We start from the raw sequence: 24,215 nt of genomic DNA, 5'->3' as shown, positions 1-24,215 counted from the left end.
GACCGCTGAATGTGGCCGTGGGGACACCTCGCCGTCGCCTACGTCTGCTACTCGGTGGGTCGTCGTGTGCGCCGCCGGCCGCCACCTGCCGACCTCCCGGTGGCCGCGCTCGCGTTCGGGGCGCTGACACCGGACCTGATCGACAAGCCACTCTCCTGGGGGCTGGGGCTGTTCCCGACGGGGTACGCACTGGGTCATTCGGTCTTCGTCGCGCTCCCCGTCGGCATCGCCGTCCTGCTCGACGGGTACCGCCGCGGCCGGGCGGAGCTCGCAGCCGCCTTCGTCGTCGGCTACTGGTCGCACCTGCTCGGGGACGTGGGGTCCGGGCTGCTCTTCGGCGACGGGCTCTCCGTCTCGACGGTCCTGTGGCCCGTCGTCCAGCGGGAGCCGTACGGGGAGTCGCTCGGGCTGTTCGGCCGGAGCTGGCACTACCTCCGCGAGTTCGGCGGCAGCCTGGCCGCTACCGACCGGCCCGCGATGCTCCTGCTGGGCGCGGCCGTCCCGGTGGCGCTCGCGCTGGCCCTCTGGCTCCTCGACGGGGCGCCCGGCCCCGGGGTCGTCCGGCGGCGCTGGCCCCGTTGAGCGACGGCGGGGGCGAGGCTCCGCTCCAGGGACCCAACCGACCGGCCCCGGTATGCGGTCCATTACCATTACCGTCTGGCGGCCACGACCCGGTATGATAGACGAACCACGCCGGCCGCGGTCGGGGCGCCCGGCGTCGAACCACCCCGTCCCGCACGGCTGCAGGCGTGGTGTACCAGCCGGTAGCCTCCCGGTCCCGCGTACCGACCGCTGCTGTCCGACTCCCCGGTCGCTCGGAGGTGGACCGTCGTGGGCGACGTGACGTTCACCTACGACTGGTACCGGGGGTTCCTCCGGACGCTCCAGGACCGGGGGTACCGGTCGCGCCGGTACACCGAGCCCCCGAGTAGCGGCGACCTGTACCTCCGTCACGACGTGGATTTCTCCCCCCGGAAGGCACTCCGGATCGCATCCATCGAGAGCGAGGCTGGGCTGCAGTCGACGTACCTGTTCCTGGTCACGTCTCCCGCCTACAACCTCGGCTTCAAGCCGACCCGGGAGATCGTCGCCGAGATCCAGGCGATGGGTCACGACGTGGGGCTCCACTTCAGCACGCACCAGTACTGGGATGCCGACCCCGGCCGACGCGAGCTCCGCGAGCGGGCGGCGGCCGAGTTCGACATCCTCTCGGGGGTGGTCGAGCGGCCGTCGCGCGTCCTCTCCTTCCACCGTCCGCCGGAGTGGGTGTTCGGCCGGAGCTACGACGGCTTCGTCAGCACCTACGAGCCCCGGTTCTTCTCGGAGGTGTGTTACCTGAGTGACTCGAACATGCGGTGGCGCGACGAGCCGCCGCTGGCACAGGGCGGGACGCCCGATGCGCTGCAGGTGCTCACGCATCCGGGGCTGTGGGGCGAGCGGGACGCGTCCTTCGAGGACAGGCTCCGCTCGGAGATCGACCGCGAACTCGGGCGAATCCGCCAGTTCATGCTCGATCAGTTCGTCGAGAAGAAGTACAACGTCGACGAGTACTGCTACACCCCGCCACGGCGGACCACTTCCGGGAAGCCACTCGACGTTGACTAGCCGCCTCCGGGAAGCCACTCGTGGAGGGCCCCGGCGATCCCTTCCGCTTGAGAGCCCGCCGTGCGTTCTCTCGACGACGAGCCACAGGAACAGCCTACCCCGGCGACGACGAATAGGGCCGGTCTACCCCCGGTACAACGGGCATAACAATGCCCCGTGGCCGCCGTCTCCGCACGTGAGCGACCGTACCGAGGACCCTATCGACCGCCGGACCCTGCTCCGTGGGCTCGGCGCTGCGGGGGCGACAGCTGGTCTGGCGGGCTGTTCACTCGTGGAATCGAACGAGGAGCCGCCGACCGAGACCCCGACCGAGACCCCGACCGAGACCCCGACCGGTCGGGGGACACCCACGGGAACGGACGCCGAGCCGACGCCGACGCGCCGGGAGGACATCCCGTACGTCGACGAGTACGGGACGGTGGTGGACCTCGAGCGTGCCGGCGCGGACCCCACCGGCAAGGAGGATATCATCCCGCTGTTCGAGGAGCACGCGGCCGACGACACCCTGCTGTATCTCGCCGAGGGGACCTACCTGATGGCGGACGACTGGTTGTTCGACGACTTCGAGCGGTTGGCCATCGTCGGGCCGGAAGCGACGGTCCGGCCGCCGGACGGCTACCGACGGACGATGTTCCTGTTCAACGACGGCCGGGACCTCCGCATCGAGGGGCTGACGTTCGATTTCCGCGCCGAGTCCACCGGCGCACGCCCACTCAACATCCGCATCGCCGACGGGATGGTCGTCCGCGACGTGACCGTCCGGGGCGAGCAGGACGTCGACCAGGACATGATGCGGTTCGACGTGATGGACCCCGACGGCTCCGGGCTGGTCGAGCGCATGCACCTCCCGGACGGCGCGAGGCGAGACCTCCCCATCACGGGCTGTCTGGTGACCGGTGACAGCGAGGGGTCGCTGACCTTCCGCGACTGCCGGATCGTCGGCTTCCCCGACAACGGCCTGTACGCCTCGGCCGCGACGGGGCCGGTCACCGTCGAGGGGGGCTACTACGCCAACAACGCCATCGCGAACGTCCGGGTCGGCGACGGGGCCGTCGTCCGGGACGTGCACGTGCGCGCCGACGGGCTCTCGGAGAAGGTGGAGAACACGCGGGGCATCCGGCTCCGGGAGGGGACGGAGGCGCTGGTGGAGGGCTGTACCGTGGAGATGCTGGAGGTCGCCGCCAGCGACGGGGCGATCACGGTCTCGACCCACATGCGCGAGGCCGAGATCCGCGACACGACCATCCGTATCGACGCCGACGGGGTGGCCGCGGTACTGGCGAAGAGCCCCATCGACGAGTACGAGGACGACGACGACATCTCGACGGCGGTCACGCTCCGCAACGTCGAGATCACCGGCGCCGCCGCCGGCGTCGCGGCGGTCAACGTCGTGGACCGGAACGACTCCCGGTTTGAGAACCTCTGCATCCAGCAGACCGGGGACTCGCGCGACGGGATCCGGCTCCTCCGCTCGAACGACAACCGCATCAGCGACGCCGGTATCGACGTGACGGGCGAGGCCATCGTGCTGGAGGAGTCCACCGCCGAGACCCGGGATGTCGAGGACACCTGCGAGGCCACGACCACCACGGGGACCGCCAGTCGCCTGGCCCGCCGAGGACGCCTCACCGACCCCCGGGCCGGTACGGGAGCGGTCCGGAACGGCCCGGCGACCAGTCGGCACGGGACGTTCCGGTAGCCGGCGGGTAACGAAGCCCTCCAGCGGGGTCCTCTCGGCCATGTGCGACAGTACGTCCGTCAGCGCATCCCGGTCGGTGAACCGACGCCAACCGCGGGCCTGCGACCCCACACGGAGCGGCCGACCGCCCGCGACCGACGGTACGGGGTCGGGAGTGGAGCGATGAGTGCGGCCGAGCGCGACGCCGTGGTGATACCGACCGGCCACGTGGGCTGTTATCCGACCGTCCGGTCGCTCGGACGCCGGGGGCTCCACACCATCGTCGCGTCCGACGACCGGCGGGCGCCCGAGTTCCGGTCGCGCTTCTGTGCCGAGGCCGCCCACGTGCCGCCGCCGGACGAGGACCTGCTCGCGTACCGCGATGCGCTCCTCGAACTGGCCGAGCGTCCCGCGGTCCGGACGGTCGTCCCGATGCGGGAGGAGGACGTGTACGTCCTCTCGAGGTTCCACGAGGCCTTCGCGGAGCACGTCGACGTGCCGGTCCCGACACCGGCCCAGCTCAGGACCGTCCACGACCGGCTGGAGCTGGCGGCCGCCGCCGAGGCCGCCGGCGTCCCCGTCCCCGACACGGCCGAACTGACCGACGTGACCGACTGGAGCGGTGAGCGGATCGTCAAGTCGCGGTACAACCTCCTGGTCGACACCTACGTCGACGACCTCGCCCCGGGCGAGACGGCGACGGTGAAGGAGGTCCCCCACCTGACGCCGAACGAGGCACCGGACGTCGAGGCGTTCCGCGAGTCGATGGGTCACGTCCCGATCACGCAGGAGTACATCCGGAGCGAGGACGAGTACATGGTCGCGGCGCTGTACGACCAGGGCGAGCCGCTGGTGACCTTCCAGCACCGACAGATCCGCGGCAACTCCTACGTCGGCGGTGGCGGCGTGTTCCGCCGCTCGGTCTACATCCCGCGGCTGGAGACGGTCGCACGGAAGCTCCTGAACCACCTCGACTGGCACGGGCTGGCCTGCATCGAGTACATGCGTGACGCCGAGACGGGCGAGTTCGTCCTCACGGAGATCAACCCCCGGATGTGGCAGTCGCTCCCGGCGACGGTCCGTGCGGGCGCCGACTTCCCCCACGACTACTGGCTCCTCGCCTCGGGGCGGCCGGAGGCCATCGACCCCTCGTACGAGGTGGGGTCGGCCAGCCATCTGCTGAAGGGCGAGCTCGGCTACCTCCGCAGCATCCGTCGCGACGACTCCCCGCACGTCGCCCGGCCGTCGCTGCTGCGCGAGGCGCTGGCGGTGGCCGGCACCTGTCTCACCGACCCCAGGTTCGACCACCTCCGACTCGACGACCCGGGCCCATTCGCCCGGACCGTGAGCGACGCGCTCCGTGGGCGGTAGGCGGCGAGCGGGTTGGTGCGGACGGGAGACGGTGGGCGGGCTGGAACCACCGGGCGCGCTGTAGCGGCCAGTAGGCGGCGTATACTCAGGGGACTGCGGAAACCGGTTGCCCTATGAGCGACGAGACAGCCGCGACCCCGAACGAGCATCGGTTCCGTGGTCCGCGGGGGCAGTTGCACCTCCCTGCCTGGCGGAAGGACTGCTGGCGCGGGCGACCGGCGGGCTGTTGCTGGCTCTGCTACCTCCGGCTGTTCCGCACCGCGCTTCCCCCGTGACCTATCTCACTGACCGGGACTCGGTCGTGGCTTCATCTACCAGTTCGACGACCGTTCGACCACCCTCCGGCGCCGCTCGGCCCGGGGGGACACATCATGACCGCAGTCAAGATAATCAAGGTACTGGGCACGTCCGACGAATCCTGGGAGGCGGCCGCCGAGGAGGCGGTCCGCCGGGCGTCGGCGAGCGTCGACGACATCCGCGGCGTGGAGGTCGAGGACTGGACCGCGAGTGTCGAGAACGGCGAGGTCGTCGAGTACAAGTCGACCGTCGAGGTGGCCTTCCCCGTCCACGAGGAGGTCTAGACCACGGCGACCTCGCCCACCGCGACCTCTCCGCGGGCCACGCCCGAGCATCGCACGACGACCACCCGCCAGCGGCCTCGAGGGGGCCGCCGCGGGTCCCGCCCGGGTGGCAGGTCGGCGCCGGGCGGCATCACCACCTCGCAGGCTCCCCGTAGCTACCTGGCGAATTGGCTTATTCCGCCAGCGAGCGACGGTTCCCACCGAGGGATCCCCATGGCCATCACCGATGTCACGGAGCTGGCGGAGGTACCGACCGAGCGCCGTGCGCTCGGCGCCGGAATCGCGGGCATCACCGCCGGAGCCGTCTTCGGCCTCTACCTTCAGGCCGGCGGCACCATGCCAACCATCGCCTCGCTCGTCGGGTCCGACTCGCTCGCGGCGGGATGGGCCGTCCACCTGCTCGTCAGCGTCGTCTTCGCGTTCGGCTTCGCGGCGGCGGTGACCGGTTCGCGGCTGTCGGCGTTCGTCGGAAGCCGGGGCGGTGGTGTCGTCCTCGGCACCCTGTACGGGGTGCTCCTCTGGGTGGTCGCGGGGGGCGTCGCGCTCCCGCTGTGGCTGGGCGCGGTCGGCGCGAGTGCGCCCGCCATCCCGAACCTGACGATGGAGTCCCTGGCCGGGCACGCCCTCTACGGGCTCGTGCTCGGCGGGCTCTACCCCACGATCACGCGCCTCCTCACCGCGGGATGGGGCGCGTTCGAGCAGCCCTCCTGACCACGGCCGCGCTCCCGCGAGCCCATCGAGCCGGGGGTATCGCCGCCGCTCTCCTCCATGGCCCGGTGGATGCAGCCGCCCGCCGCGATTCGTCGTGTCCGCTCACGCCGTCGCCACATCCTTGGTCCTCACCCTCCGCCTGGGTTCCAGGGCCCCCTCGGTCACGGCCCCCAGGGTCGTCGCCTCCCGCCCGAGCCCACGGAGCGTCCACCGTGTCACCATCTGACGGGAACCCGCGAGCGTAGGGGTGCCTGGCACGCACGGCATCGACGCCCGACTCCGAACGCGAATCCGGTGTCGAGAGCCGTTCGCGGGAGGGCCGCCCGGGATTCGGGCCCGGCGTTACCTGGCCCCATCCCGTGATGGGAACGACCCGCCCTGGAGGAGAGAGATGCGGCGCCGACGTACTCGGAGGACGGCGCGCGCGGCGGGCCACGGCGACCCGGGGCAACCCACCGGGCGACCGCTGCTCGACAGGCGACGCGCCGACGGGTCGTGGCGCCGGCCCGGCTGGATACGGAGTGACGAACCGGTATCGTGACGTGGAACCGTGACAGCCCATGCTTTTCCACCTCGATGCCCAGTATGTGACTTGCTGGCCAGATAACGAGTTCCAATGCAATCCATATGAGATATCTGGCCCGAAACTGCCACCTGTCCTGGATATTCCGCTGAGTGACTCCTCGCCGCGCGGCCGGCCCCGACGAAGTATCGGATTACCGGTGTTGCCGGACCGGTTACGGGGTGATTACGACGGACATCGGTGGCTCTCGCGGTACCTACCGGTCACCACGGTCACGTCGGCCCCTCCCACCGCGCGCCAGCTGAACAGGGGTTTCCCGGCGATATCCACGTATCCCGCTGTAAGTCGTGCCTACTGGCCGAAATACGGAGATGCCGAGCATCTCTCGTCGCGGTAGACACTCACTAACGCGAACGCTGGCTCTGGTAAGTAACCGGCAGTATCCGTAGCTAACCGGGGGCGATTCGGTGGGGATCTGGTGAGGAGTTCGTCAGTTCAATTATACGAGTAACACCGTCCTACCCGGCCATGGCAGAACGCCAGGGAGACGATACGGATGAGAAGGTCGCAACTACCGGGCAGGAGCGAGGCGGTAAGGGCTCGTTCAGCCGTCGGTCCCTCCTCAAGGCGACCGGCGTGGCTGCGGTCGGTGTCGGGCTCTCGCAGGCGCTGGGTTCAGTGTCGGCCGCCACGAGGGTGAACCTCGGCGACGAGGGCCTCGCCCCCGGCGACGAGATCGACCCGTATCTGGAGGAGTTCTTCGAGGACGGGAACGAGGTCGTCATCCCGGCGGGGGAGTACGAGTGGAACGGCGACGGCATCGGGGGGAGCTTCGCGGACGCGGGTCTCGTCGGCGACGGCCAGGTCGTCCTCCGGCACCCGGACGGGATGCACCGTGCCCCGACGACCCGTGCGACGGGCGGGACCGTCGAGTTCCGGAACATCACCATCCGCGGCGAGTGCGACGGCAACGACAGCCGCTGGCGGCTGGAGGCCGCCAGTGACGCCGACCTCGTGCTCGAGAACGTCGCGCTCCCGGACGGCATGGAGGGCCAGTTCGGTGACGCGACCGGTATCTACGTCCCGCCGGACCACGCCGGGACGCTGACGCTCCGGAACGTCCACCTGGAGGACTTCTCGAACAACGGGCTCTACGCCAGCGCGCCGGGCAAGCCCTCCGACGGTCAGCAGGGCCCGGTCTACGTCGAGGGAGGCCTCTACAAGAACAACAACGTCGCCGGCGTCCGCCTGGGCTCGAACAACAGCCACGCCATCGGCGTCACCATCGTCAACGACGCCGAGTCGACGGACATCGGGGACGATGGGACCGCGCAGCGTGGCCTGCGTATCCGCGAGCCTGGCGACGACATGCTCGTCGAGGACTGCGACATCTACCACTCCTGGGACGGCGCCGCCTCGCCGATCCAGATGCACCCCGAGGCGGACGGCACCAGCGGCGTCTTCCGGGACGTGCGGGTCTACAACAACTCGGGCGCCACCGCCATCAGCGGCGACACCGCCACCGACGGCTGGACCTCGGAGGGCATCTCCATCACGGGCGACGGCGACCTGAGCTACCCCTCCAGCCTGGAGGACGTCTGCGTCGGGGACAGCTGTCCGACCGCGGACCCGGACCCCTCGGACGGGACGGACGGGGACGACTCCACCAGCACGTCGACACCGACCGCTACGTCGACGCCCACCCCGACGCCGACGGCCACGGCTACCCCCACCCCGACGGCCACAGCGACCCCGACCGACGATGGCTCCACGGACGGCGGCTCCACGGACGGCGGCTCGTCAGGCGGGAGCGACACGACCGGCCGCCTGTTCGTCGTCGAGGCCGTCGACGGCGGCCCGAAGTTCAGCTACGAGTTCACCGCGACGGGGCCGGTCACGAAGGTCCAGGACGGGAGCACGCTGGAGGCCGACGGGAACGACACCATCACCGACAACGGTGACGGCACGTTCACGGTGACGGGCGAGACCGGCAACGGCTACGGCGACAGCTTCCGGGTCGAGGGCGAGTTCGCCGGCTTCGGTGCCAGCACGGACGCCGACAACTACACGCTCCTGCTGGACGGCGACGAGGTGACCGCCGACATGCTCGGTGGCGGGGGCGACGACGACCCTGCGCCCGCCAGCACCCGGCTGGAGATCGTCGCCGTCGAGAGCGGCCCGAAGTTCAGCTACGAGTTCACCACGGACGGCGAGCCCACGAAGGCCGCGGATGGGACCCGACTGAAGGCCGAGGGCAACGACACCATCACCGACAACGGCGACGGCACGTACACCGTGGCCGGTGTGACAGGCAACGGCTACGGGGACAGCTTCGACCTCACCGGCGAGGTGACCGCGTTCACCGCCAGCACGGAGGCGTCGAACTACGTCCTGCGCTACGACGGTGCCGAGGTGACCGTCGACGAGCTGGTCGCCGGACCGGACCTCCCGAACACCATCAGCTTCGACGGGATGGGGTCGGGCGACCCCGCGACCTACCGGTTCGAGGTGAGTGGCGAGGTCTCCGCCGGCACCGGCGACTCCCTCGAGAGCGAGGACACCATCTCCGGGACCGTCGTCGAGGGGACCGTCGAGACGGGGACCGACACCTACCGGTTCTCCGGGGACCTGCTCGGCTTCGACCTGGAGGGGAGCGCGCTCGCCACCATCGAGGCCACCGAGTAAGGCGACCATGCGGTGCCCTGCCGTGGTAAGCCCAACGTACGGCGCGCCGCTCGGGTAGGGACCACATTACGAGGGTCCACCGGGATGCAGTCGGACCTGGTGCCGGGCACACGACCGGCGGCAGTCCACCACCATACCGCCGCCGGCCGGGTGCGGGTCAGCAGTACGCTGCCCGGCACCGCGACACTCCTCTCGCGACGCCGACCGCCGGAGCACCGCCCTCCGTCGAGCACAGGCGACGCATAACGAAGCCGCCCCCGTCGGCTACGATGGCCATGTTCAGCTCACGGTGGACACCACGAGGGGCGCCGGCGCCGGAGGGACCACGATGCGGGTGATGGTCGCGGTGCAGCATCCGGCACACGTCCACTTCTACCGACACGCCATCGACGAGCTGCGGAGCGCGGGCCACACCGTCCGAGTCGTCGCGCGCGCGAAGGACGTGGCCACCGAGCTGCTGGCGTCCCACGGGATCGACCACGAGGAACTGGCCCGGGCGGGGCGGACCCTGCCGGGGCTGGCGCTCGGGCAGCTGCAGTACGAGGCCCGCCTGCTCGCCCGGGCCCGCTCGTTCCGGCCGGACGTGCTGACCGCCATCGGCGGGCTGTCGGTCGCGCACGTGGGGTGGCTGCTCGACGTGCCGAGCGTCGTCTTCATCGACAACGAGGGGGTCGCCTCCACGCGCGCGACGACACCCTTCGCCGACGTGGTCTGTACGCCGCGTGGCATCCGGGACGACTACGGCGACGGCCACCGACGCTACGACGGCTACCACGAACTGGCCTACCTCCACCCCGACCGGTTCCAGCCCGACCCGGACCGCCTCCGCGCGTTCGGCGTGGACCCGGACGAGCGCTACTTCGTCTGCCGGTTCGTCGGCTGGGGCGCCCACCACGACGTGGGCGAGTCCGGCCTCTCCCGCGAGGGCACGACGGCGCTCGTCGAGAGCCTCGACGAACGGGGCGAGGTGTACATCACGACCGAGGGCCCGCTCCCGGACCGGTTCGAGCGCCACCGGCTCCCGGTTCCGGCGGACCTGGTCCACGACCTGCTGGCGGGCGCCGATCTGTACGCCGGTGACTCCCAGACGATGGCGACCGAGGCGGCCGTCCTCGGGACGCCGGCGGTCCGGTCGAACTCCTTCGCCGCCGGGACGGACATGTCGAACTTCGTCAACCTGGAGACGCGGTACGGGCTGCTGTACTCGCGGGGCGACGAGCGGGCCGCGCTCCGGCTGGTCGAGCGCCTGGCCGACGACCCCGACACCGACGAGCGCTGGGCCGAGCGGCGCGAGCGACTGCTGGCCGACACCGTCGACGTGACCTCGTACGTCGTCGCGACGCTGTGCGAGGTCGGCGGCGCGGCCCCGCCGGCCGGGATGGAACAGGCGACGGACGGGCGGGCCGCTGACGGACTGGCCGTGGACGAGCAGTCCGACGAGGGACGGCCATCGGGGGCGACCGGTGGGGACGACGCGCCGGAACGACCGGCCGGGCGCGCCGATGCCGCCGGAGGTGATGACTGATGCGGGTCCTCACCGTCGTCGGCACGCGGCCGCAGTTCGTGAAGGCGTTCCCGGTCTCGCGGGCCGTCCGGGAGCGCCACGAGGAGGTACTGGTGAAGACGGGCCAGCACTACGACCCGGAGCTGTCGGCCGTCTTCTTCGACGAACTGGGCATCCCGGCACCGGACCACGACCTCGCGGTGGGGTCCGGGAGTCATGGGGCCCAGACGGCCCATATGCTCCGGTGTCTGGAGACGCTCATCGAGCGCGAATCGCCCGACGTCGTCCTCACGTACGGCGACACGAACTCGACGGTGGCGACGGCGCTGGCGGCGGCGAAGCTCGACCCGCCGCTGGCCCACGTCGAGGCCGGGCTCCGGAGCTTCAACCGCGAGATGCCCGAGGAGATCAACCGCGTGGTGACCGACCACGTCTCGGACCTGCTGTTCGCCCCCAGCGCGACCGCCGTCGACAACCTCGCCGCCGAGGGCATCACCGACGGCGTCCACGAGGTCGGCGACGTGACCCACGACGCGTTGCTGTGGGCCCGTGACGCGGCCGCCGACCGCTCGACCGTGCTCGCGGACCTGGGGCTGGAGCCGGACGGCTACGTGCTGGCCACCGTCCACCGTGCCGGGAACACCGACGACCCCGAGCGGCTCGGGGGAATCGTCGAGGGGCTGGCGACCGCCTCGTTGCCGGTCGTGTTGCCAGCCCACCCGCGGACGACGGCTGCGCTGGCCGACGCCGGGCTGGAGGCCCGCGCCCGTGACGCCCTCCACCTGACCGAGCCCGCCGGCTATCTCGACTTCGTCCGGCTGCTCGACGGTGCCCGGGCCGTCGCGACCGATTCGGGCGGCGTGCAGAAGGAGGCGTTCTTCCTCCGGACGCCATGCGTGACCCTCCGCGACGAGACGGAGTGGGTCGAGACCGTCGATGCCGGCTGGAACACGCTGGTCGGCGCCGACGCCACGGCCATCGAGCGGGCGCTGGAGCGGGCGGTGACCGGCGCGGGCGTCCCGGCACAGCGGCCGACGCCGTACGGTGACGGGACCGCGGCCCCCCGGATCAGGGAGGTGCTGGAAGGTGTCGTCTGAGCCGGGGACGGCCCTCGGGGACGGGGAGCTGGCGGCGGCGCTCGACGGCCACGAGTTCGCCGTCTGTCTCACCCACGACGTCGACCGGGTCCACAAGACGTTCCAGACGGTCTACTACGCGGTCCGCGACCGCGACCCGGGCCACCTCCGCGCGCTCCTGCCGGGCGTGGAGCCGTACTGGCAGTTCGAGACGGTGATGGAACTGGAGCGCGACCTCGGGGTGCGGTCGGCGTTCTACTTCCTCGACGAGCAGCCCCTCCGGGAGCGTCCCGTGCACGAGTGGGTCGACCCGGAGCGCTGGAAGCTCCACACCGCCCGCTACGACGTCGAGGCGCCGCGCATCGCCGATACCATCACCGCGCTCGACCGTGGCGGCTGGGAGGTGGGCCTCCACGGCTCCTACGACTCCTACCGTGACCGGTCGCTGCTGGCCGAGCAGAAGGCGACCATCGAGCGCGTCCTCGGCCACCCGGTGACGGGCGGCCGGCAGCACTATCTCAACCTGGAGGTGCCCGAGACCTGGCGCCGGCAGGCCGACGTGGGGCTCTCCTACGACGCCAGCCTCGGCTCCAGCACCCGCTACGGGTTCCAGCACGGCTACGGGCCGTTCCGGCCGTTCGAGGACCGCTTCGTGGTCTTCCCGCTGACGCTGATGGAGGTCGCGCTCCCCGACCCCGCGCCGGGAGCGCGCGATGCGGGGACGGGCTCCGGAAGGGGGCGGTCCGCGGCGGGCGCATCCGGCGCCCGGCGTAGGAACGAGGGCGTCACGGCGACGGACGGGGGGGCGTCCCCCGCCGTGAGCGCCGCCGCGCGCGAGGTCTGCGACGACCTGCTCGACGAGGCCCGGCGGAACGGTGCCGTCATGACCGTCCTGTGGCACCCTCGCTACTTCGCCGCGGAGTTCCCCGGCTACCGCGAGTGCTACCGGTACGTCGTCGAGCGGGCGCTCGAGATGGACGCCTGGGTCGGCCCGCCGGGCGAGCTGTACGCGCGCCTCCCGCACGGCTGATTGCCCGGCGCCGACCGGCGGCCGGTCCTTCGGCCGAGTAGTCCGAGGATAACGAAGGGAGGATGGGCCGAGCGGGCGCTCAGGAGATGAACCTCGAGACGATCTCGCTGTCGGACTGGGACGACGCGCTCCCCGAGAGGGGGTACGAACCGTTCCACACGGCGGCCGCGCTGGAGGTGGTCGCCGACCACGCAACCGGCGACCTGGAACTGCTATGTGGCTACAAGGGTGACCGTCCGGTCGCACTCCTCCCGCTCGTCAGGCGAGACGAGCGCGTCGGGGAGGCGGTACTGTCACCACCGCCGTCGCTGGGTATCCCGCGGCTGGGGCCGCTGCTGATGCCTGCCAGTCCGAAACAGCGCAAGCGCGAGTCGCTGAACCGGGCCTTCACGGAGGCGGTGCTCGACCACGTGGGCGCCGACGGCCGGTTCACCCTCTTCCGGACCATCTGTCCGCCCGGCTACGGCGACCCCAGGCCCTACGAATGGGCCGGCCTCACCGTCGAGCCGACGTTCACCTATCGGCTGGACGTCGCCGGGCGCTCGCTGGACGACATCCGCTCGGGGTTCAGCCGGAGCCTCCGCCGCGAGATCCGCGACGCGGAGGACCTCGACCTGACCCTCTCCCGCGAGGGCATCGACGGCGCCCGCGAGGTGTTCGAGGCGACCGCCGAGCGCTACGCCGACCAGGGGCGCAGCTTCCCGATGGCGTGGGAGTACGTCCGGGACCTCCTGACCGCGATGGACGAGCACGCGCGGGTGTACGTCCTGCGCGACGGCGACCGGTTCCTGACCGGCATCACGGTGCTGTACTCCGCCGACCGGGCGTACTTCTGGCAGGGCGGCGCCCGGACCGTCCACGAGGGGGTGAGCGTCAACAGCCTGGTCCACTGGGACGTCCTCCGGGAGCTGGTCGAGGACCCGCCCGCCGGCGAACCGACGGCGTACGACCTGATGGGGGCGAACACGGAGCGGCTCTGCCGGTACAAGAGCAAGTTCGGCGCGACCCTGGAGCCGTACTACGTCGTGGAGTCGGCCGGCCGGTCGATGGAGGCGGCGAAGCGTGCCCACGGCCTCCTCTCGCGCTGATGCGGGTCTGCAATCTGGTGACGAACGAGCGGGCGCGCTTCTACGACCTCCAGCTCGACGCGCTGGGCCGGCACGGTGTCGACCACGAGACCGTCGCCATCGGGGGCAAGCGGGGGGCCGACGGGCGGACGCCGCTCGCGTACGGGAGCTTCTACCTCCGCGCACTGCGGGCCTCGCTCGGCGAGTTCGACCTCGTCCACGCCAACTACGGGCTCACCGGCCCGCCGGCAGTCCTGCAGCCACGGCACCCCGTCGTGTTGTCGCTGTGGGGGACCGACCTGTTCGGGCGGTACGAGCCAGTCAGCCGGTTCTGCGCGCGTCACAGCGACGCCGTCATCGTCATGTCACCGGGGATGGCCGAGGCGCTGGACACGCCGTGCGAGGTGATCCCCCACGGCGTCGACCTGGACGTGTTCCGGCCGGCCGACCGGACGGCGGCCCGCGAGCGGGTCGGGTGGCCGACGATGGGCCACCAGGTCCTGTTCCCCTACCCGCCGGACCGGCCGGTGAAGAACTACCCCCGGGCCCAGCAGGTCGTCGCGGCCGCGCGCGACCGACTCGACGCCCCCGTCGAGCTCCGGACGGTCCAGGGGGTCCCACACGACCGGATGCCGGACTACATGAACGCCGCCGACGCGCTCCTGCTCACCTCCGACCACGAGGGGTCGCCCAACGCCGTGAAGGAGGCGATGGCCTGCAACCTGCCGGTCGTCGCGACGGACGTCGGCGACGTGGCCGAACGGCTCGACGGCGTCACCCCCTCGTCGGTCTCGGACCGCGACCAGGGGCTGGTCGACGGGCTGGTGGCCGCGCTCGAAGGCGGCCGGTCGGACGGCCGGGAGGCCGCTCGCGAGGTGAGTGTCGAGCGGATGGGCGAGCGGCTGATAGATGTCTACCGGCGGGTGCTCGATGGGCAGTAATCGCGGGCTACCCGTGGTCGGGAGAGCATAACCAAACGTGGCGGGGCGCTGCATGCGAGCAGCATGGGTGGCAGATACGACCCGAACCGGCCGAGGGGGTGGCTCGCACGTGTGGCACTGCTCGTCGGCTTCAGTGGACTGGCGGTCGGCGTCTGGATCGCTCACCGGACGCCCGCGACCGGATTCGAACTCTCCATCTACCGGGCGACACCCACGGCGTTCTGGGTCGCCGTCACCGTCGCGGTGCTGGCCGCGCTCCCGGTGCTCCTCCTCGAGCGTGCGGGGGCGAGCAGGCGGCTGGGCCACCTCCTGGCGGGGCTGGCCATCGCCTCGGTGCTGGCGCTTCCCCTCGTCCGGAACTACCACTTCTTCGGCGCGGGTGACTCGCTGAGCCACCTGGGGTTCGCCCGCGCCATCGACGCCGGGCAGCTCGCGGCCGAGCGGTTCCTCTACCCCGGCGTCCACACCACCGCGCTGCTGTTCGAGGACCTGACGGGCGTGGCCCTCCCGCGAGCCTTCGAGTTCGTGGTGCTGCTCTTCTTCGTCGTCTACCTGGTGTTCGTCCCGCTGTGCGTGCGGTTGCTCTCCGAGCGCCCGCGGGCGCTGGCCATCGGCACGGTCGCGGGCCTGCTGGTGCTCCCGCTCAACAACGTCTCCGTCCACCCGATGGTCCACCCCTCCTCACAGGCCATCCTGTTCACGCCGTTCGTCCTCTTCCTCGTCCTGCAGCACGTCGCCGACACCCCCGACATCACGGGGCTGTCCGGGGCCGCGGGGGCCGAGTGGTCCGGCGAGGGGCGGGCGCTGACGGACGGCGGGGCGGCGACGCGCCTGCCCCGCATCGGCGCGAGTGGACTGCTCGTGCTGGCGGCCGCTGCGACCATCCTCTTCCACCCGCAGCAGGCGCTGAACCTGTTGATCGTGATGATCGCGTTCACGGCGCTACAGCTCTGGGCCCGGCGGCGGGAGATCGGCTGGCTGTCGTCCGATCGCTCGCTCGCGCTCCAGACCGCCGTCCTCGCCGGCCTCTGGATCGCCTGGTCCGCACGCCACGAGCGCGTCGGCAGCTCCATCGGCGGCGTCCTCTCCGGGCTGCTCGGCGGTGCCGCCCCCGGCGACCAGGTGGCCCAGCGCTCGGGGTCGCTCGCACAGGTCGGCGGCAGCGTCTCCGAGCTGTTCCTGAAGCTGTTCCTCGTCAGCGCGGTCTTCGTGGTGCTGGCGCTCCTGATGGTGGTCGTCGTGCTCCGGCACTGGGATGCGCCGAGTAGCCCGCGGCTCGCCCGCCGGCGCTACCTGGTGGCCGCGCTCGTCCCCGTCGGTGGGGTGTTCGCGGTCTTCTTCGTCGCCAGCGTCACCACCCAGTACTTCCGCTACATCGGCTTCGGGATGGTCCTCGTCACCATCCTCGGGGCCATCGCACTCGACGAGGGGACCGCACGGCTCGGGGCGGCGCTCCCATCCGGGACCGGACGGGTCCTGCTGACCATCGGCCTCGTCGCCGCCGTCGGGCTCCAGGTGCCAGCGATGTTCGACTCGCCGTACATCTACCAGTCGAACTCGCAGGTCCCCGAGATGCGGCTGTCGGGCTACGGGACGGCGTTCGAGGAGCGGGCGCCGGCGGTCCCGTTCACCGGCATCCGCGGTGGCTCCGACCGCTACGTCGAGGAGCACTACCTCCCGACCTCGGAGACAGCACGGACGTTCCCCGGGAAGGGGGCGGTCATCCCGCCGCCGGTGTTCAACACGAACGCCAGCACCTACTACGACGGCCAGCGCTATCTCGCGGTCACGCGGGCCGACTTCAGCCGCGAGGTCCGGTTGTACGACGGGTTCCGCTACTCCGCGGCGGGGTTCCGGGCGCTGGAGACCGAGCCGGGCATCGACCGGGTCCAGTCGAACGGCGGCTTCCGGCTGTACGTCCTGCCCGGGGAGGACCCGGAGCCCCTGGCCGCCGTCGACGATCCGGGTGCGACGGACGGTTCGGCATCCGGCACGCCGACCATCAACTGGTCCGTCGGCCCGGATGGGGAACTCTCCACGCCGACCCCGAGGCCGACGGCCACGCCCACGCCGGACCCGCTGGAGGGACTGAACCGGACGACCACACCGACCCTCCCGACCGGGACTTCGACCCCCACGGGGACGACGTCGACCCGGACCCCCACGGCCACGGTGACGGCGACGACCACATCCCCCACGTCGACCCCGGCGACAGCCACCGCCCCTCCGTCGACCGCTACGACACCCACATCGACGACGCCAACCTCGTCCACGTCCCCAACCCCCCCCACGTCCGCTTCCGCCACGCCGACGCCGGGGACGACCACGGGCACGAACACGACCGCTTCCGCCACGCCGACCCCGACACCGGCGGCGGGGTCCGTCCTCACGTCGCCCCCCATCTGAACGAGCCGGGTGGGTCGTCCGGAGCCTGAATCGACGCACAGGATAGCTGTCGCGCCCGTCCGCACGACGGATGGTCCGACCGGTGGCCGCGCCCGGTCGGCATCTGCTCGTAGATTTTCACCCGAATACTCACAAAAACCTTACCGGTGGCAAGGCGGTACCTCTCCTCGGACACCGCGCTCCGCAGCGGGGCGACGAAGGGCGCACCCGTCCCCCTGCAGACGGGGTCCAGTCCCCCACAACCCCATGCCACCCGATTCGACGGAAGACCCGCGTTCGGAAGCCATCGACCAGCTCGAACACCTCGGGCTGAGTACCTACGCCGCGCGGACGTTCGTGGCGCTCGTCGAGCTCGAGTTCGGCACGGCCCAGGACGTGAGCGAGGTCGCGGACGTCCCCCGGACCCGTGTCTACGACGCCGTCGACGAACTCCACGGCCGAGGACTGGTCGACGTCCAGCAGTCCTCGCCGAAGGAGTTCTACGCCATCTCGGCCGACACCGCCGGCCGGAAGTTCGACCGCGAGTTCCGGGAGCGGACGACCACTCTGACGACGGCGCTGGACCAGCTGGAGCCGCGCGACCGGACCGAGGAGGTCCGCGGCGTCTGGACGGTCGACGGGAACCAGTCGGTCACCGACCGGGTCGTCGACTTCCTCGGGGACGCCGAGGAGGAGATCGTCTACATGACCGTCGAGGAGCTCCTCACCGACGAGATCGTCGCGGCGTTACGCGACGCGTCCGACAGGGACGTCACCATCCGGCTCGCGGGGCTCTCGCCGACGGTCCAGGAGCGCATCCGGGATAGCGTCCCCGAGGCCGAACCGTTCGAGTCGCTGTGGCTCTGGTCGGACACGCCGGCGGGTCGGCTCATGATGGTCGACGGTCGGAAGACGCTCGTGAGCGTCCGCACGAACGGCGACGACGAGCCCCCGGACGCACCCCGGTCCGAGACCGCCATCTGGGGCGCGGGTGACGCGAACGGGCTGGTCGTGGTGCTACGGACCATCTTCACCTGGCGGCTGGCCGACTCGCCCGGTTCCTGAGGACGGACCGTCGGTCCGCCCGCGAGGTGCCGGGCAGTGAGCGTCCCCGTCCGTGCTGCGAGTAAGGGCTCCATTACGAAGGGGCGGCGTCGGCTCCCGACCGGTAACGACCCCGAGGGGACCGGTCCCGAGCGGGGCCACACCAACGATGAACGAGGAACACGCGGAGACGGCGGTGTCGGAGCGCACCAGGGCGTTCGTACTCGGACTCGACGGTGTCCCGTGGAACCTGCTGGAGCGATGGGCCAGCGCGGGCGAGCTTCCGAACTTCGGGCGGCTGCTGACCGAGGGAGCCGCGGGTCCGCTGGAGAGCACCACGCCGGCGACGACCGCGCTCGCGTGGCCGTCGCTCGCGACGGGCGTGCGGCCGGACAGGCACGGCTCGTACGGCTTCCGGCGGCTCCAGCCGGACTACACCCACCGGATGACCACCTCGGACGACATCACCGCCACGCCGCTCTGGGAGCGGCTCTCCCCGGCTGTCGTCGCCAACGTCCCGATGACCTACCCCGCACAGCCAATCGACGGCGAACTCGTCAGCGGGATGATGACCCCGCGGCTCGACGAGCGGGCCACGCACCCCTCCAGCCTCGCCGAGACCGTCCGGGAGACGGTCCCGGACTACCGCATCGGTCTCGACTGGAACGAGTACGCCGACCGGCCGGACGACCTCGTGAGCGACCTCGAGGCCGCCGTCGGGGCGCGGCGGGAGCTGATGCGGCTCCTGATGGAGCGCGAGGACTGGCGGCTGTTCTTCTTCGTCTACACGGCGCCCGACCGGCTCCAGCACCTCGTCTGGGACGAGGACCGTATCCTCGAGCACTACCGGCTGCTGGACGAGATCCTGGGCGAGGTGCTGGCGTACGTCGAGCGCCACGACGCGACGCTGTTCGTGGTCTCGGACCACGGGTTCGGCCCGGTCGAGACCATCGTCAACGTCAACACCGCGCTGGAGCGAGCCGGCTACCTCACAGCAACCGAGCCATCCGGGGCCCGCGGAGCGCTCGCCCGGCTCGGTATCGGGAAGGCGTCCGTCCGTGACACCCTCGAGCGCCTCGGGCTGGACGAGTCGGCCGTCCTGCGACGGCTCCCGACGACCCTGGTCGAGCGGGTCGCGTCGACGGTCCCTGGCGACCACGTCCTGTTCGACGTCGACTACGGGGAGACACTGGCGTTCTGCTACGGCGCGGGACTGGTCTACGTCAACGACACGGAGCGGTTCGCGGAGGGCACCGTCCCCCCCGAGGACCGGACCCGGATCCGCGACGAGGTCGCCGCGGTACTCCGCTCGCTCCGTGACCCGGCGACCGGCGACCCGGTCGTCCAGGTCCACGAGGGGTCGGCGCTGTTCCCGACCGACGAGCGGGCACCGGACCTCGTGGTCCGGGGTGCCGGCGACTACCACATCGGCACCTCGCTCACCGAGACCGTCTACACGGCCCCCGAGTCGCTGAACGCGACACACCGGAGCGAGGGCATCGCCCTCGTCTGGGGGCCGAGCATCCAGCCGGGGACGCGCCTCGCGGACGCGACGGTGTACGACCTCGCCCCGACGCTGCTGCACACGGTCGGCGAGCCGGTCCCCGCCGACACGGACGGGCGAGTGTGGACGGAGGCGTTCGAGCCGGGGTCGGACCCGGTGAGTCGTGCGGTCGAGCTGGGGCCCCCCGCCGACGCGAGCGAGGAGCCGGGGTCCCGTGACGACCCGGATGCCGACGGGCCGGAACCGACGGACGACGAGGAGGCGGCGGCCGTCGAGGACCGCCTCCGGGGCCTGGGGTATCTAGACTGATGTCGGGGCACCAGTCACCGGTGACCGACAGCCGGGTGCTCGTCACCGGCGGGGCGGGGTTCGTCGGGAGCCATCTGGCCGCCGCGCTGCTTCCCGAGAACGAGGTCCGCGTGCTGGACGACTGCTCGACCGGCACGGCCGAGGCCGTTCCCGCGGAGGCGACGCTGTTCGAGGGGGACGTGGCCGACCCGGAGGCCGTCGCCGAGGCCATGGCCGGTGTCGACCTCGTGTTCCACCAGGCGGCGATGGTGAGCGTCCCACGGTCCGTCGAGGCGCCGGTGGCGTGCCACCGCACGAACGCGACCGGGAGCCTCCAGGTGCTCGACCGCGCCCGGTACGAGGACGCCAGGGTGGTCCTGGCCTCCAGCGCCGCCGTCTACGGGGAGCCCGCGGCGGTGCCCGTCACGGAGACGGAGCCGCTCGTGCCGGAATCACCATACGGGGTGAGCAAGCTCGCCGCCGAGGCGTACGCCCGGACGTACGCCGACCGCTACGGCCTGGAGACGGTCGCGCTGCGGTACTTCAACATCTACGGGCCGGGGCAGGCGGCGAGCGACTACAGCAACGTCATCACGACGTTCCTCCGCCGGGCCCGGGCGGGCCGCCCGCTGGCGATACACGGCGACGGCGGCCAGACACGCGACTTCGTCCACGTCGATGACGTGGTGCGGGCGAACCTCGCCGCCGCGACCGCCGACGGCGACGCGGTCGCCGGCACCCCCATCAACATCGGGACCGGCCGGTCCGTCACCATCCGGGAGCTCGCCGAGCAGATCCTGTCGGTGACCGGCTCGGACTCCGATATCGTCCACACGGACGCCCGCGAGGGCGACGTCGAGGACAGCCGCGCCGCCATCGACCGGGCCCGGCAGCTGCTCGGGTACGAACCGACCGTCGACCTGGAGTCGGGACTGGGGACACTGGTCGACGGAGGAACTCGGCGATAGCACGGCAGGCGCGGTCACCTGCCGAGCGCGGGGGCGCAGGGTCGCGATTCTCGAGGTCGGGGGACCGGCGCTAGCCGTCGGCGATGTGGATCCGGCCGCCGCGCTGGACGGTGATCTGCCGCCCCTCGAACTGGAAGGAGACGCTCACACCTGCGCTCCCGGCGGGTCCGGCGACGAGGGTCTCCAGGGCGTCGGGGTCGACCACGTCGAACAGCGGCTCCATGTCGAGCGGGTCCCGCCCGGTCACCGTCGATGTGGCCTCGACGACGGCTTCGGCAACCGGTTGCTCGCCTGCCTCGAATACGTGACCGGTCGGAGAATTCCCCCCGTGAGACCCATCAGTGGTCGACCTTCGTTCGTTCATGTATCACCTCCATCGTGTCAATACTATTTAAGTCACAGGAACGTACCGGGACACCTCGATGCGCGGGGGAACGCTGGACCCCGTGCGCCGGTCGAGGCTGTGGAGTGGTTCCGCGGACGTGACCTCCCGCTCGGACCGTCTCCCGGCCATCGCCGGCGACTGCCCGTGGACGAACCCTCGGCTACGACGAGCTGCATCCACCAGTCGCAACATCGACGAAGACTCGCGGATGTGCTTTCGGATACGGATATATCGATACAATATCTGGGTTTGAGAACTAATATCCGGGGCAGAAGGATTATCGTTCCCACTCATCCGTATCGTGGAGCAGGCCCCGGACCTGCCACGCCCACCAGCCCGGACGAACAGCGCGCTCACACGGCGGTCGCCCCGGCCGGCGGGTCGGTTGTGGAGCGGACCTGTTGTCGGGCCGGTCAGTTGTCCGGCGGCTCCGGAATCGTGGCCTCCGCGGTGCCCTCGGCGGTCCGGACGTCGGCATCCGCGGCCTGGTCGGTCCGCTCGCGACCCGCCGCCTCGCGGACCGCTTCCATCAGCCGGAGCGTCCACACCCCGTCGTCCAGCGGGACGAGCGGGTCCTCGCCGGCCAGGAGGCGCGCGGCCTCGCGGTCGAACTGGTAGTAGTGGGGGTTCCGCAGGCGCTGGTGGTCCCAGTCGTCGTGCCGGCGCGCGGTCACCGCGTCACGGACGTTCTCGACGGTCCCACGGAGCCGCCCGGCCGCCCGGTCGAGGTCGTTCCGGAGCCGGGCCAGCGGCGAGGCCTTGTAGTCGCGGTTCAGGCGAACGACGGTCCCGGAGACCTGGTCGACGACCAGCGAGGCGTCCGTGCCGTGGATGTCGACCGTGCGCTGGGGCACCGCGCCCGCCAGGACGGTCACCCCACAGAGGGTCTCCTCGGCGGTCGGGTACTGGATCGACAGGCCGTCGTAGCTGAACCCCTGCTCGTACGCCCCGTGACGGCTGGTGACCGCCTGCACGCTGGCCTCGTCGACCGGGAAGCCGCCGGCGCCGAGTGCGAGGTAGATGGGGTGCGGGATGCCCTCCTCGAACTCGCCACCTGGGAGGTCGAAGGTCCACGACCCCCGGTTCACCTCGTCCGGCCAGGTGTTCCCCGTGTAGGTCACCTCGACGGCACGTACCTCGCCGAGGTCGCCGGCCTCGACCGCCGCCGTCGCCTCCCGCATGGCCGACGTGAACCGGTGGTTCCGGACGACCGCGACGGGGACCCCGTGTTGACGTGCGAGGGCGCGGAGCTGTTCGGCCTCCGCGGCCGTGTCCGTCACGGGCTTCTCGATGAGGATGGGGACGCCCGCCTCGATGATCGTCTCGGCCAGCGGCAGGTGGGTCGCGACCGGCGTACAGAGGTGGAGCCAGTCGAGGTCCTCGGACGCCAGCAGGTCGTCCAGGTCCGTGTACGGCAGGATGCCGTACTCGAGTGCCTTCTCCCGGGCGGTCACCTCGTCCACGTCACAGATGGCGACCAGCTCCGTCCGGGGGTTCTTCGCGACTCCGGAGAGGTGGATGTCCGAGACCGCGCCCCCACCGACGACTGCAGTGCGGAGTGTCATCGACTCCATCGAGCCGCGAGCCGGTCATTGTTATCCCCGGCGTACGCCCGGGCGGACGCGGGTAGGCGCTGCATTACAACCTCCACAGCCCGGCAGCCCGGCCCATGCACGGGACGCAGTCGAGCCGCTCGGTGGCCTCCACGACGGTCGCGCGGTACCTCGATGCGCCGCACGTGGGCGAGCCGACCCGCCTCGACGACATCGAATCGCTGGGTGCCGCCGGACCACGCGACCTCGCGTTCTCCGTCCACGCGGACGCGGCACCGGTCGAGGCCACGCACGCGGGCGCGGTCATCTGCCGGCCGTCGGTCGGCCACCTGGCGGACCGGACACTGATCCACCACGACCGTCCGCAGCTGGCCTTCGTCCGCGCCGCCCGCGAGTTCCTCGCGCCCCCGCCCGAGCCGACCATCCACCCGAGCGCGACGGTCGGCGACGGCGCCACCGTCGGTCGCGACTGCCACGTCGGACCCGGGGCCCACGTCGACGACTGCGTGACGCTGGAGGACGGCGCCAGCGTCGGCGCCGGGGCCGTCATCGGGACGCCAGGCTTCGGCTACCAGCGCGACGGGGCGGGGGACCTCCACCACCAGCCACACGTCGGCGAGGTCGTGGTCGAGGCCGGCGCGACCGTCGGTCCGAACTGCGTCGTCGACCGGGCCGTCTTCGACCGGACGGTCGTCGGGCGGGGCGCCAAACTCAGCGGCGGTGTCCACCTCGCACACCAGGCCCAAGTCGGCCCGCGGACGACGCTGGCGTTCGGGAGTGGCCTGGCCGGCGGGGCGACGCTGGGCGAGCGGGTCACCGTCCACCCGGGCGTCACCGTCGCCACGGACGTCGTCGTCGGCGACGGCGCGGAACTGGGGATGCACGCGACGGTGCTCGACGACGTACCGCCGGACACGCGGGTCGTCGGCTCGCCGGCGCGGGCCGTGGGCGCGGCAGCCGAGGGGCCCTGAGACGGGGCCGCAAGCCGAACAGGTGCCCCGCCCTGCCGACGAGTACAGCCCCGGAAAGCGGTCCATTACTATCGCCCACACCCGCCAGCACTCGTCCGCAGACCATGTACGAGATCCACTGCGAGGCCTGTGGACGGATCGGGTTCCACCCCTCCCGGACCGCTGCGGAGTCGAGGGCCGAACGACACGCCGCGACCGCGGCCGGGCCCGGAACCGGAGACCACAGCTGCGCCATCCAGCCCATGCAGGTCTGATGGATGGGCCCGGTGTCCCCTCCCCCCGCTGGGACTCCCAGCGTCGGCTGCACATCAGCCCGCTGGGGCCGCCTGCATCGGCTACCCGGCA

General features: G+C 71.4%; 19 protein-coding genes. 17 read left to right on the top strand and 2 right to left on the bottom strand.

Translation table 11 applies throughout. The features are described 5' to 3' along the window. The first annotated feature begins 9 nt into the window (after window positions 1-9). From P2T62_RS11300 to P2T62_RS11225, 16 genes are all read left to right on the top strand, one after another. Window positions 10-582, top strand: coding sequence for a metal-dependent hydrolase (locus P2T62_RS11300; RefSeq protein WP_276261498.1), 573 nt, complete (start codon window positions 10-12; stop codon window positions 580-582). Between the two features lie 249 nt (window positions 583-831). Continuing rightward, on the top strand, window positions 832-1,605 hold the full coding sequence (locus tag P2T62_RS11295; RefSeq protein WP_276261497.1) for a polysaccharide deacetylase family protein: 774 nt from the start codon (window positions 832-834) through the stop codon (window positions 1,603-1,605). Window positions 1,606-1,780: 175 nt separating this feature from the next. Then, a complete protein-coding gene (locus P2T62_RS11290) occupies window positions 1,781-3,304 on the top strand; it encodes a twin-arginine translocation signal domain-containing protein (RefSeq protein ID WP_276261496.1) in 1,524 nt (507 codons plus the stop codon). A 162-nt stretch (window positions 3,305-3,466) separates the two neighbouring features. Next, window positions 3,467-4,654 carry a carboxylate--amine ligase gene (locus tag P2T62_RS11285; protein ID WP_276261495.1) on the top strand — a complete coding sequence of 396 codons (1,188 nt, stop codon included), beginning with the start codon at window positions 3,467-3,469 and terminating at the stop codon, window positions 4,652-4,654. 371 nt (window positions 4,655-5,025) lie between these two features. Further along, window positions 5,026-5,235 (top strand): dodecin family protein, encoded by a 210-nt coding sequence (locus P2T62_RS11280; protein ID WP_276261494.1) that lies wholly within the window; start codon window positions 5,026-5,028, stop codon window positions 5,233-5,235. Window positions 5,236-5,448: 213 nt separating this feature from the next. Beyond that, window positions 5,449-5,946 (top strand): hypothetical protein, encoded by a 498-nt coding sequence (locus P2T62_RS11275; RefSeq protein WP_276261493.1) that lies wholly within the window; start codon window positions 5,449-5,451, stop codon window positions 5,944-5,946. Between the two features lie 1,051 nt (window positions 5,947-6,997). Then, window positions 6,998-9,154: a hypothetical protein gene (locus P2T62_RS11270; RefSeq protein WP_276261492.1), complete on the top strand. Its 2,157-nt coding sequence runs from the start codon at window positions 6,998-7,000 to the stop codon at window positions 9,152-9,154. Between the two features lie 289 nt (window positions 9,155-9,443). Further along, entirely contained in the window at window positions 9,444-10,679 is a 1,236-nt protein-coding gene (locus tag P2T62_RS11265; protein ID WP_276261491.1) for a DUF354 domain-containing protein, read from the top strand. Beyond that, entirely contained in the window at window positions 10,679-11,755 is a 1,077-nt protein-coding gene (gene wecB / locus P2T62_RS11260; RefSeq protein ID WP_276261490.1) for a non-hydrolyzing UDP-N-acetylglucosamine 2-epimerase, read from the top strand. Before P2T62_RS11265 ends, wecB begins: the two co-directional genes overlap by 1 nt. Continuing rightward, window positions 11,745-12,764, top strand: coding sequence for a polysaccharide deacetylase family protein (locus P2T62_RS11255; protein WP_420028428.1), 1,020 nt, complete (start codon window positions 11,745-11,747; stop codon window positions 12,762-12,764). The genes wecB and P2T62_RS11255 overlap by 11 nt, the downstream gene beginning before the upstream one ends. Window positions 12,765-12,850: 86 nt before the next feature. Then, the gene (locus P2T62_RS11250) at window positions 12,851-13,852 is read left to right on the top strand and encodes a GNAT family N-acetyltransferase (RefSeq protein ID WP_276261489.1); all 1,002 of its coding nucleotides are present in this window, start codon (window positions 12,851-12,853) and stop codon (window positions 13,850-13,852) included. Next, window positions 13,852-14,772 carry a glycosyltransferase gene (locus tag P2T62_RS11245; protein WP_276261488.1) on the top strand — a complete coding sequence of 307 codons (921 nt, stop codon included), beginning with the start codon at window positions 13,852-13,854 and terminating at the stop codon, window positions 14,770-14,772. Before P2T62_RS11250 ends, P2T62_RS11245 begins: the two co-directional genes overlap by 1 nt. A 111-nt stretch (window positions 14,773-14,883) precedes the next feature. Next, window positions 14,884-17,178, top strand: coding sequence for a hypothetical protein (locus P2T62_RS11240; protein ID WP_276261487.1), 2,295 nt, complete (start codon window positions 14,884-14,886; stop codon window positions 17,176-17,178). A gap of 246 nt (window positions 17,179-17,424) precedes the next feature. Beyond that, window positions 17,425-18,222 carry a TrmB family transcriptional regulator gene (locus P2T62_RS11235; protein ID WP_276261486.1) on the top strand — a complete coding sequence of 266 codons (798 nt, stop codon included), beginning with the start codon at window positions 17,425-17,427 and terminating at the stop codon, window positions 18,220-18,222. 148 nt (window positions 18,223-18,370) lie between these two features. Next, entirely contained in the window at window positions 18,371-20,014 is a 1,644-nt protein-coding gene (locus P2T62_RS11230) for an alkaline phosphatase family protein (RefSeq protein ID WP_276261485.1), read from the top strand. Beyond that, window positions 20,014-20,961: an NAD-dependent epimerase/dehydratase family protein gene (locus tag P2T62_RS11225; RefSeq protein WP_276261484.1), complete on the top strand. Its 948-nt coding sequence runs from the start codon at window positions 20,014-20,016 to the stop codon at window positions 20,959-20,961. The genes P2T62_RS11230 and P2T62_RS11225 overlap by 1 nt, the downstream gene beginning before the upstream one ends. Window positions 20,962-21,031: 70 nt before the next feature. On the opposite strand, the gene P2T62_RS11220 is transcribed toward P2T62_RS11225, so the two are convergent. Next, on the bottom strand, window positions 21,032-21,325 hold the full coding sequence (locus P2T62_RS11220; protein ID WP_276261483.1) for a HalOD1 output domain-containing protein: 294 nt from the start codon (window positions 21,323-21,325) through the stop codon (window positions 21,032-21,034). A 434-nt stretch (window positions 21,326-21,759) separates the two neighbouring features. Continuing rightward, on the bottom strand, window positions 21,760-22,911 hold the full coding sequence (locus P2T62_RS11215; RefSeq protein WP_276261482.1) for a Gfo/Idh/MocA family protein: 1,152 nt from the start codon (window positions 22,909-22,911) through the stop codon (window positions 21,760-21,762). 131 nt (window positions 22,912-23,042) lie between these two features. On the opposite strand from P2T62_RS11215, the gene P2T62_RS11210 reads away from it, so the two are divergent. Further along, window positions 23,043-23,870: an LpxD N-terminal domain-containing protein gene (locus P2T62_RS11210; RefSeq protein ID WP_276261481.1), complete on the top strand. Its 828-nt coding sequence runs from the start codon at window positions 23,043-23,045 to the stop codon at window positions 23,868-23,870. The last annotated feature ends 345 nt before the right edge of the window (window positions 23,871-24,215 follow it).

The organism is Haloglomus litoreum (assembly GCF_029338515.1).
GTDB lineage: Archaea > Halobacteriota > Halobacteria > Halobacteriales > Haloarculaceae > Haloglomus > Haloglomus litoreum.
Note: the sequence above shows the minus strand (reverse complement) of the source record. Positions and strands in the feature narration are given on the sequence as shown.

Coding starts and splice junctions, on each gene's coding strand:
- P2T62_RS11300 (WP_276261498.1), top strand. CDS start 10: ATGTGGCCGTGGGGACACCTCGCCGTCGCCTACGTCTGCTACTCGGTG.
- P2T62_RS11285 (WP_276261495.1), top strand. CDS start 3,467: ATGAGTGCGGCCGAGCGCGACGCCGTGGTGATACCGACCGGCCACGTG.
- P2T62_RS11280 (WP_276261494.1), top strand. CDS start 5,026: ATGACCGCAGTCAAGATAATCAAGGTACTGGGCACGTCCGACGAATCC.
- P2T62_RS11275 (WP_276261493.1), top strand. CDS start 5,449: ATGGCCATCACCGATGTCACGGAGCTGGCGGAGGTACCGACCGAGCGC.
- P2T62_RS11270 (WP_276261492.1), top strand. CDS start 6,998: ATGGCAGAACGCCAGGGAGACGATACGGATGAGAAGGTCGCAACTACC.
- wecB (WP_276261490.1), top strand. CDS start 10,679: ATGCGGGTCCTCACCGTCGTCGGCACGCGGCCGCAGTTCGTGAAGGCG.
- P2T62_RS11250 (WP_276261489.1), top strand. CDS start 12,851: ATGAACCTCGAGACGATCTCGCTGTCGGACTGGGACGACGCGCTCCCC.
- P2T62_RS11245 (WP_276261488.1), top strand. CDS start 13,852: ATGCGGGTCTGCAATCTGGTGACGAACGAGCGGGCGCGCTTCTACGAC.
- P2T62_RS11235 (WP_276261486.1), top strand. CDS start 17,425: ATGCCACCCGATTCGACGGAAGACCCGCGTTCGGAAGCCATCGACCAG.
- P2T62_RS11230 (WP_276261485.1), top strand. CDS start 18,371: ATGAACGAGGAACACGCGGAGACGGCGGTGTCGGAGCGCACCAGGGCG.
- P2T62_RS11225 (WP_276261484.1), top strand. CDS start 20,014: ATGTCGGGGCACCAGTCACCGGTGACCGACAGCCGGGTGCTCGTCACC.
- P2T62_RS11220 (WP_276261483.1), bottom strand. CDS start 21,325: ATGAACGAACGAAGGTCGACCACTGATGGGTCTCACGGGGGGAATTCT.
- P2T62_RS11215 (WP_276261482.1), bottom strand. CDS start 22,911: ATGACACTCCGCACTGCAGTCGTCGGTGGGGGCGCGGTCTCGGACATC.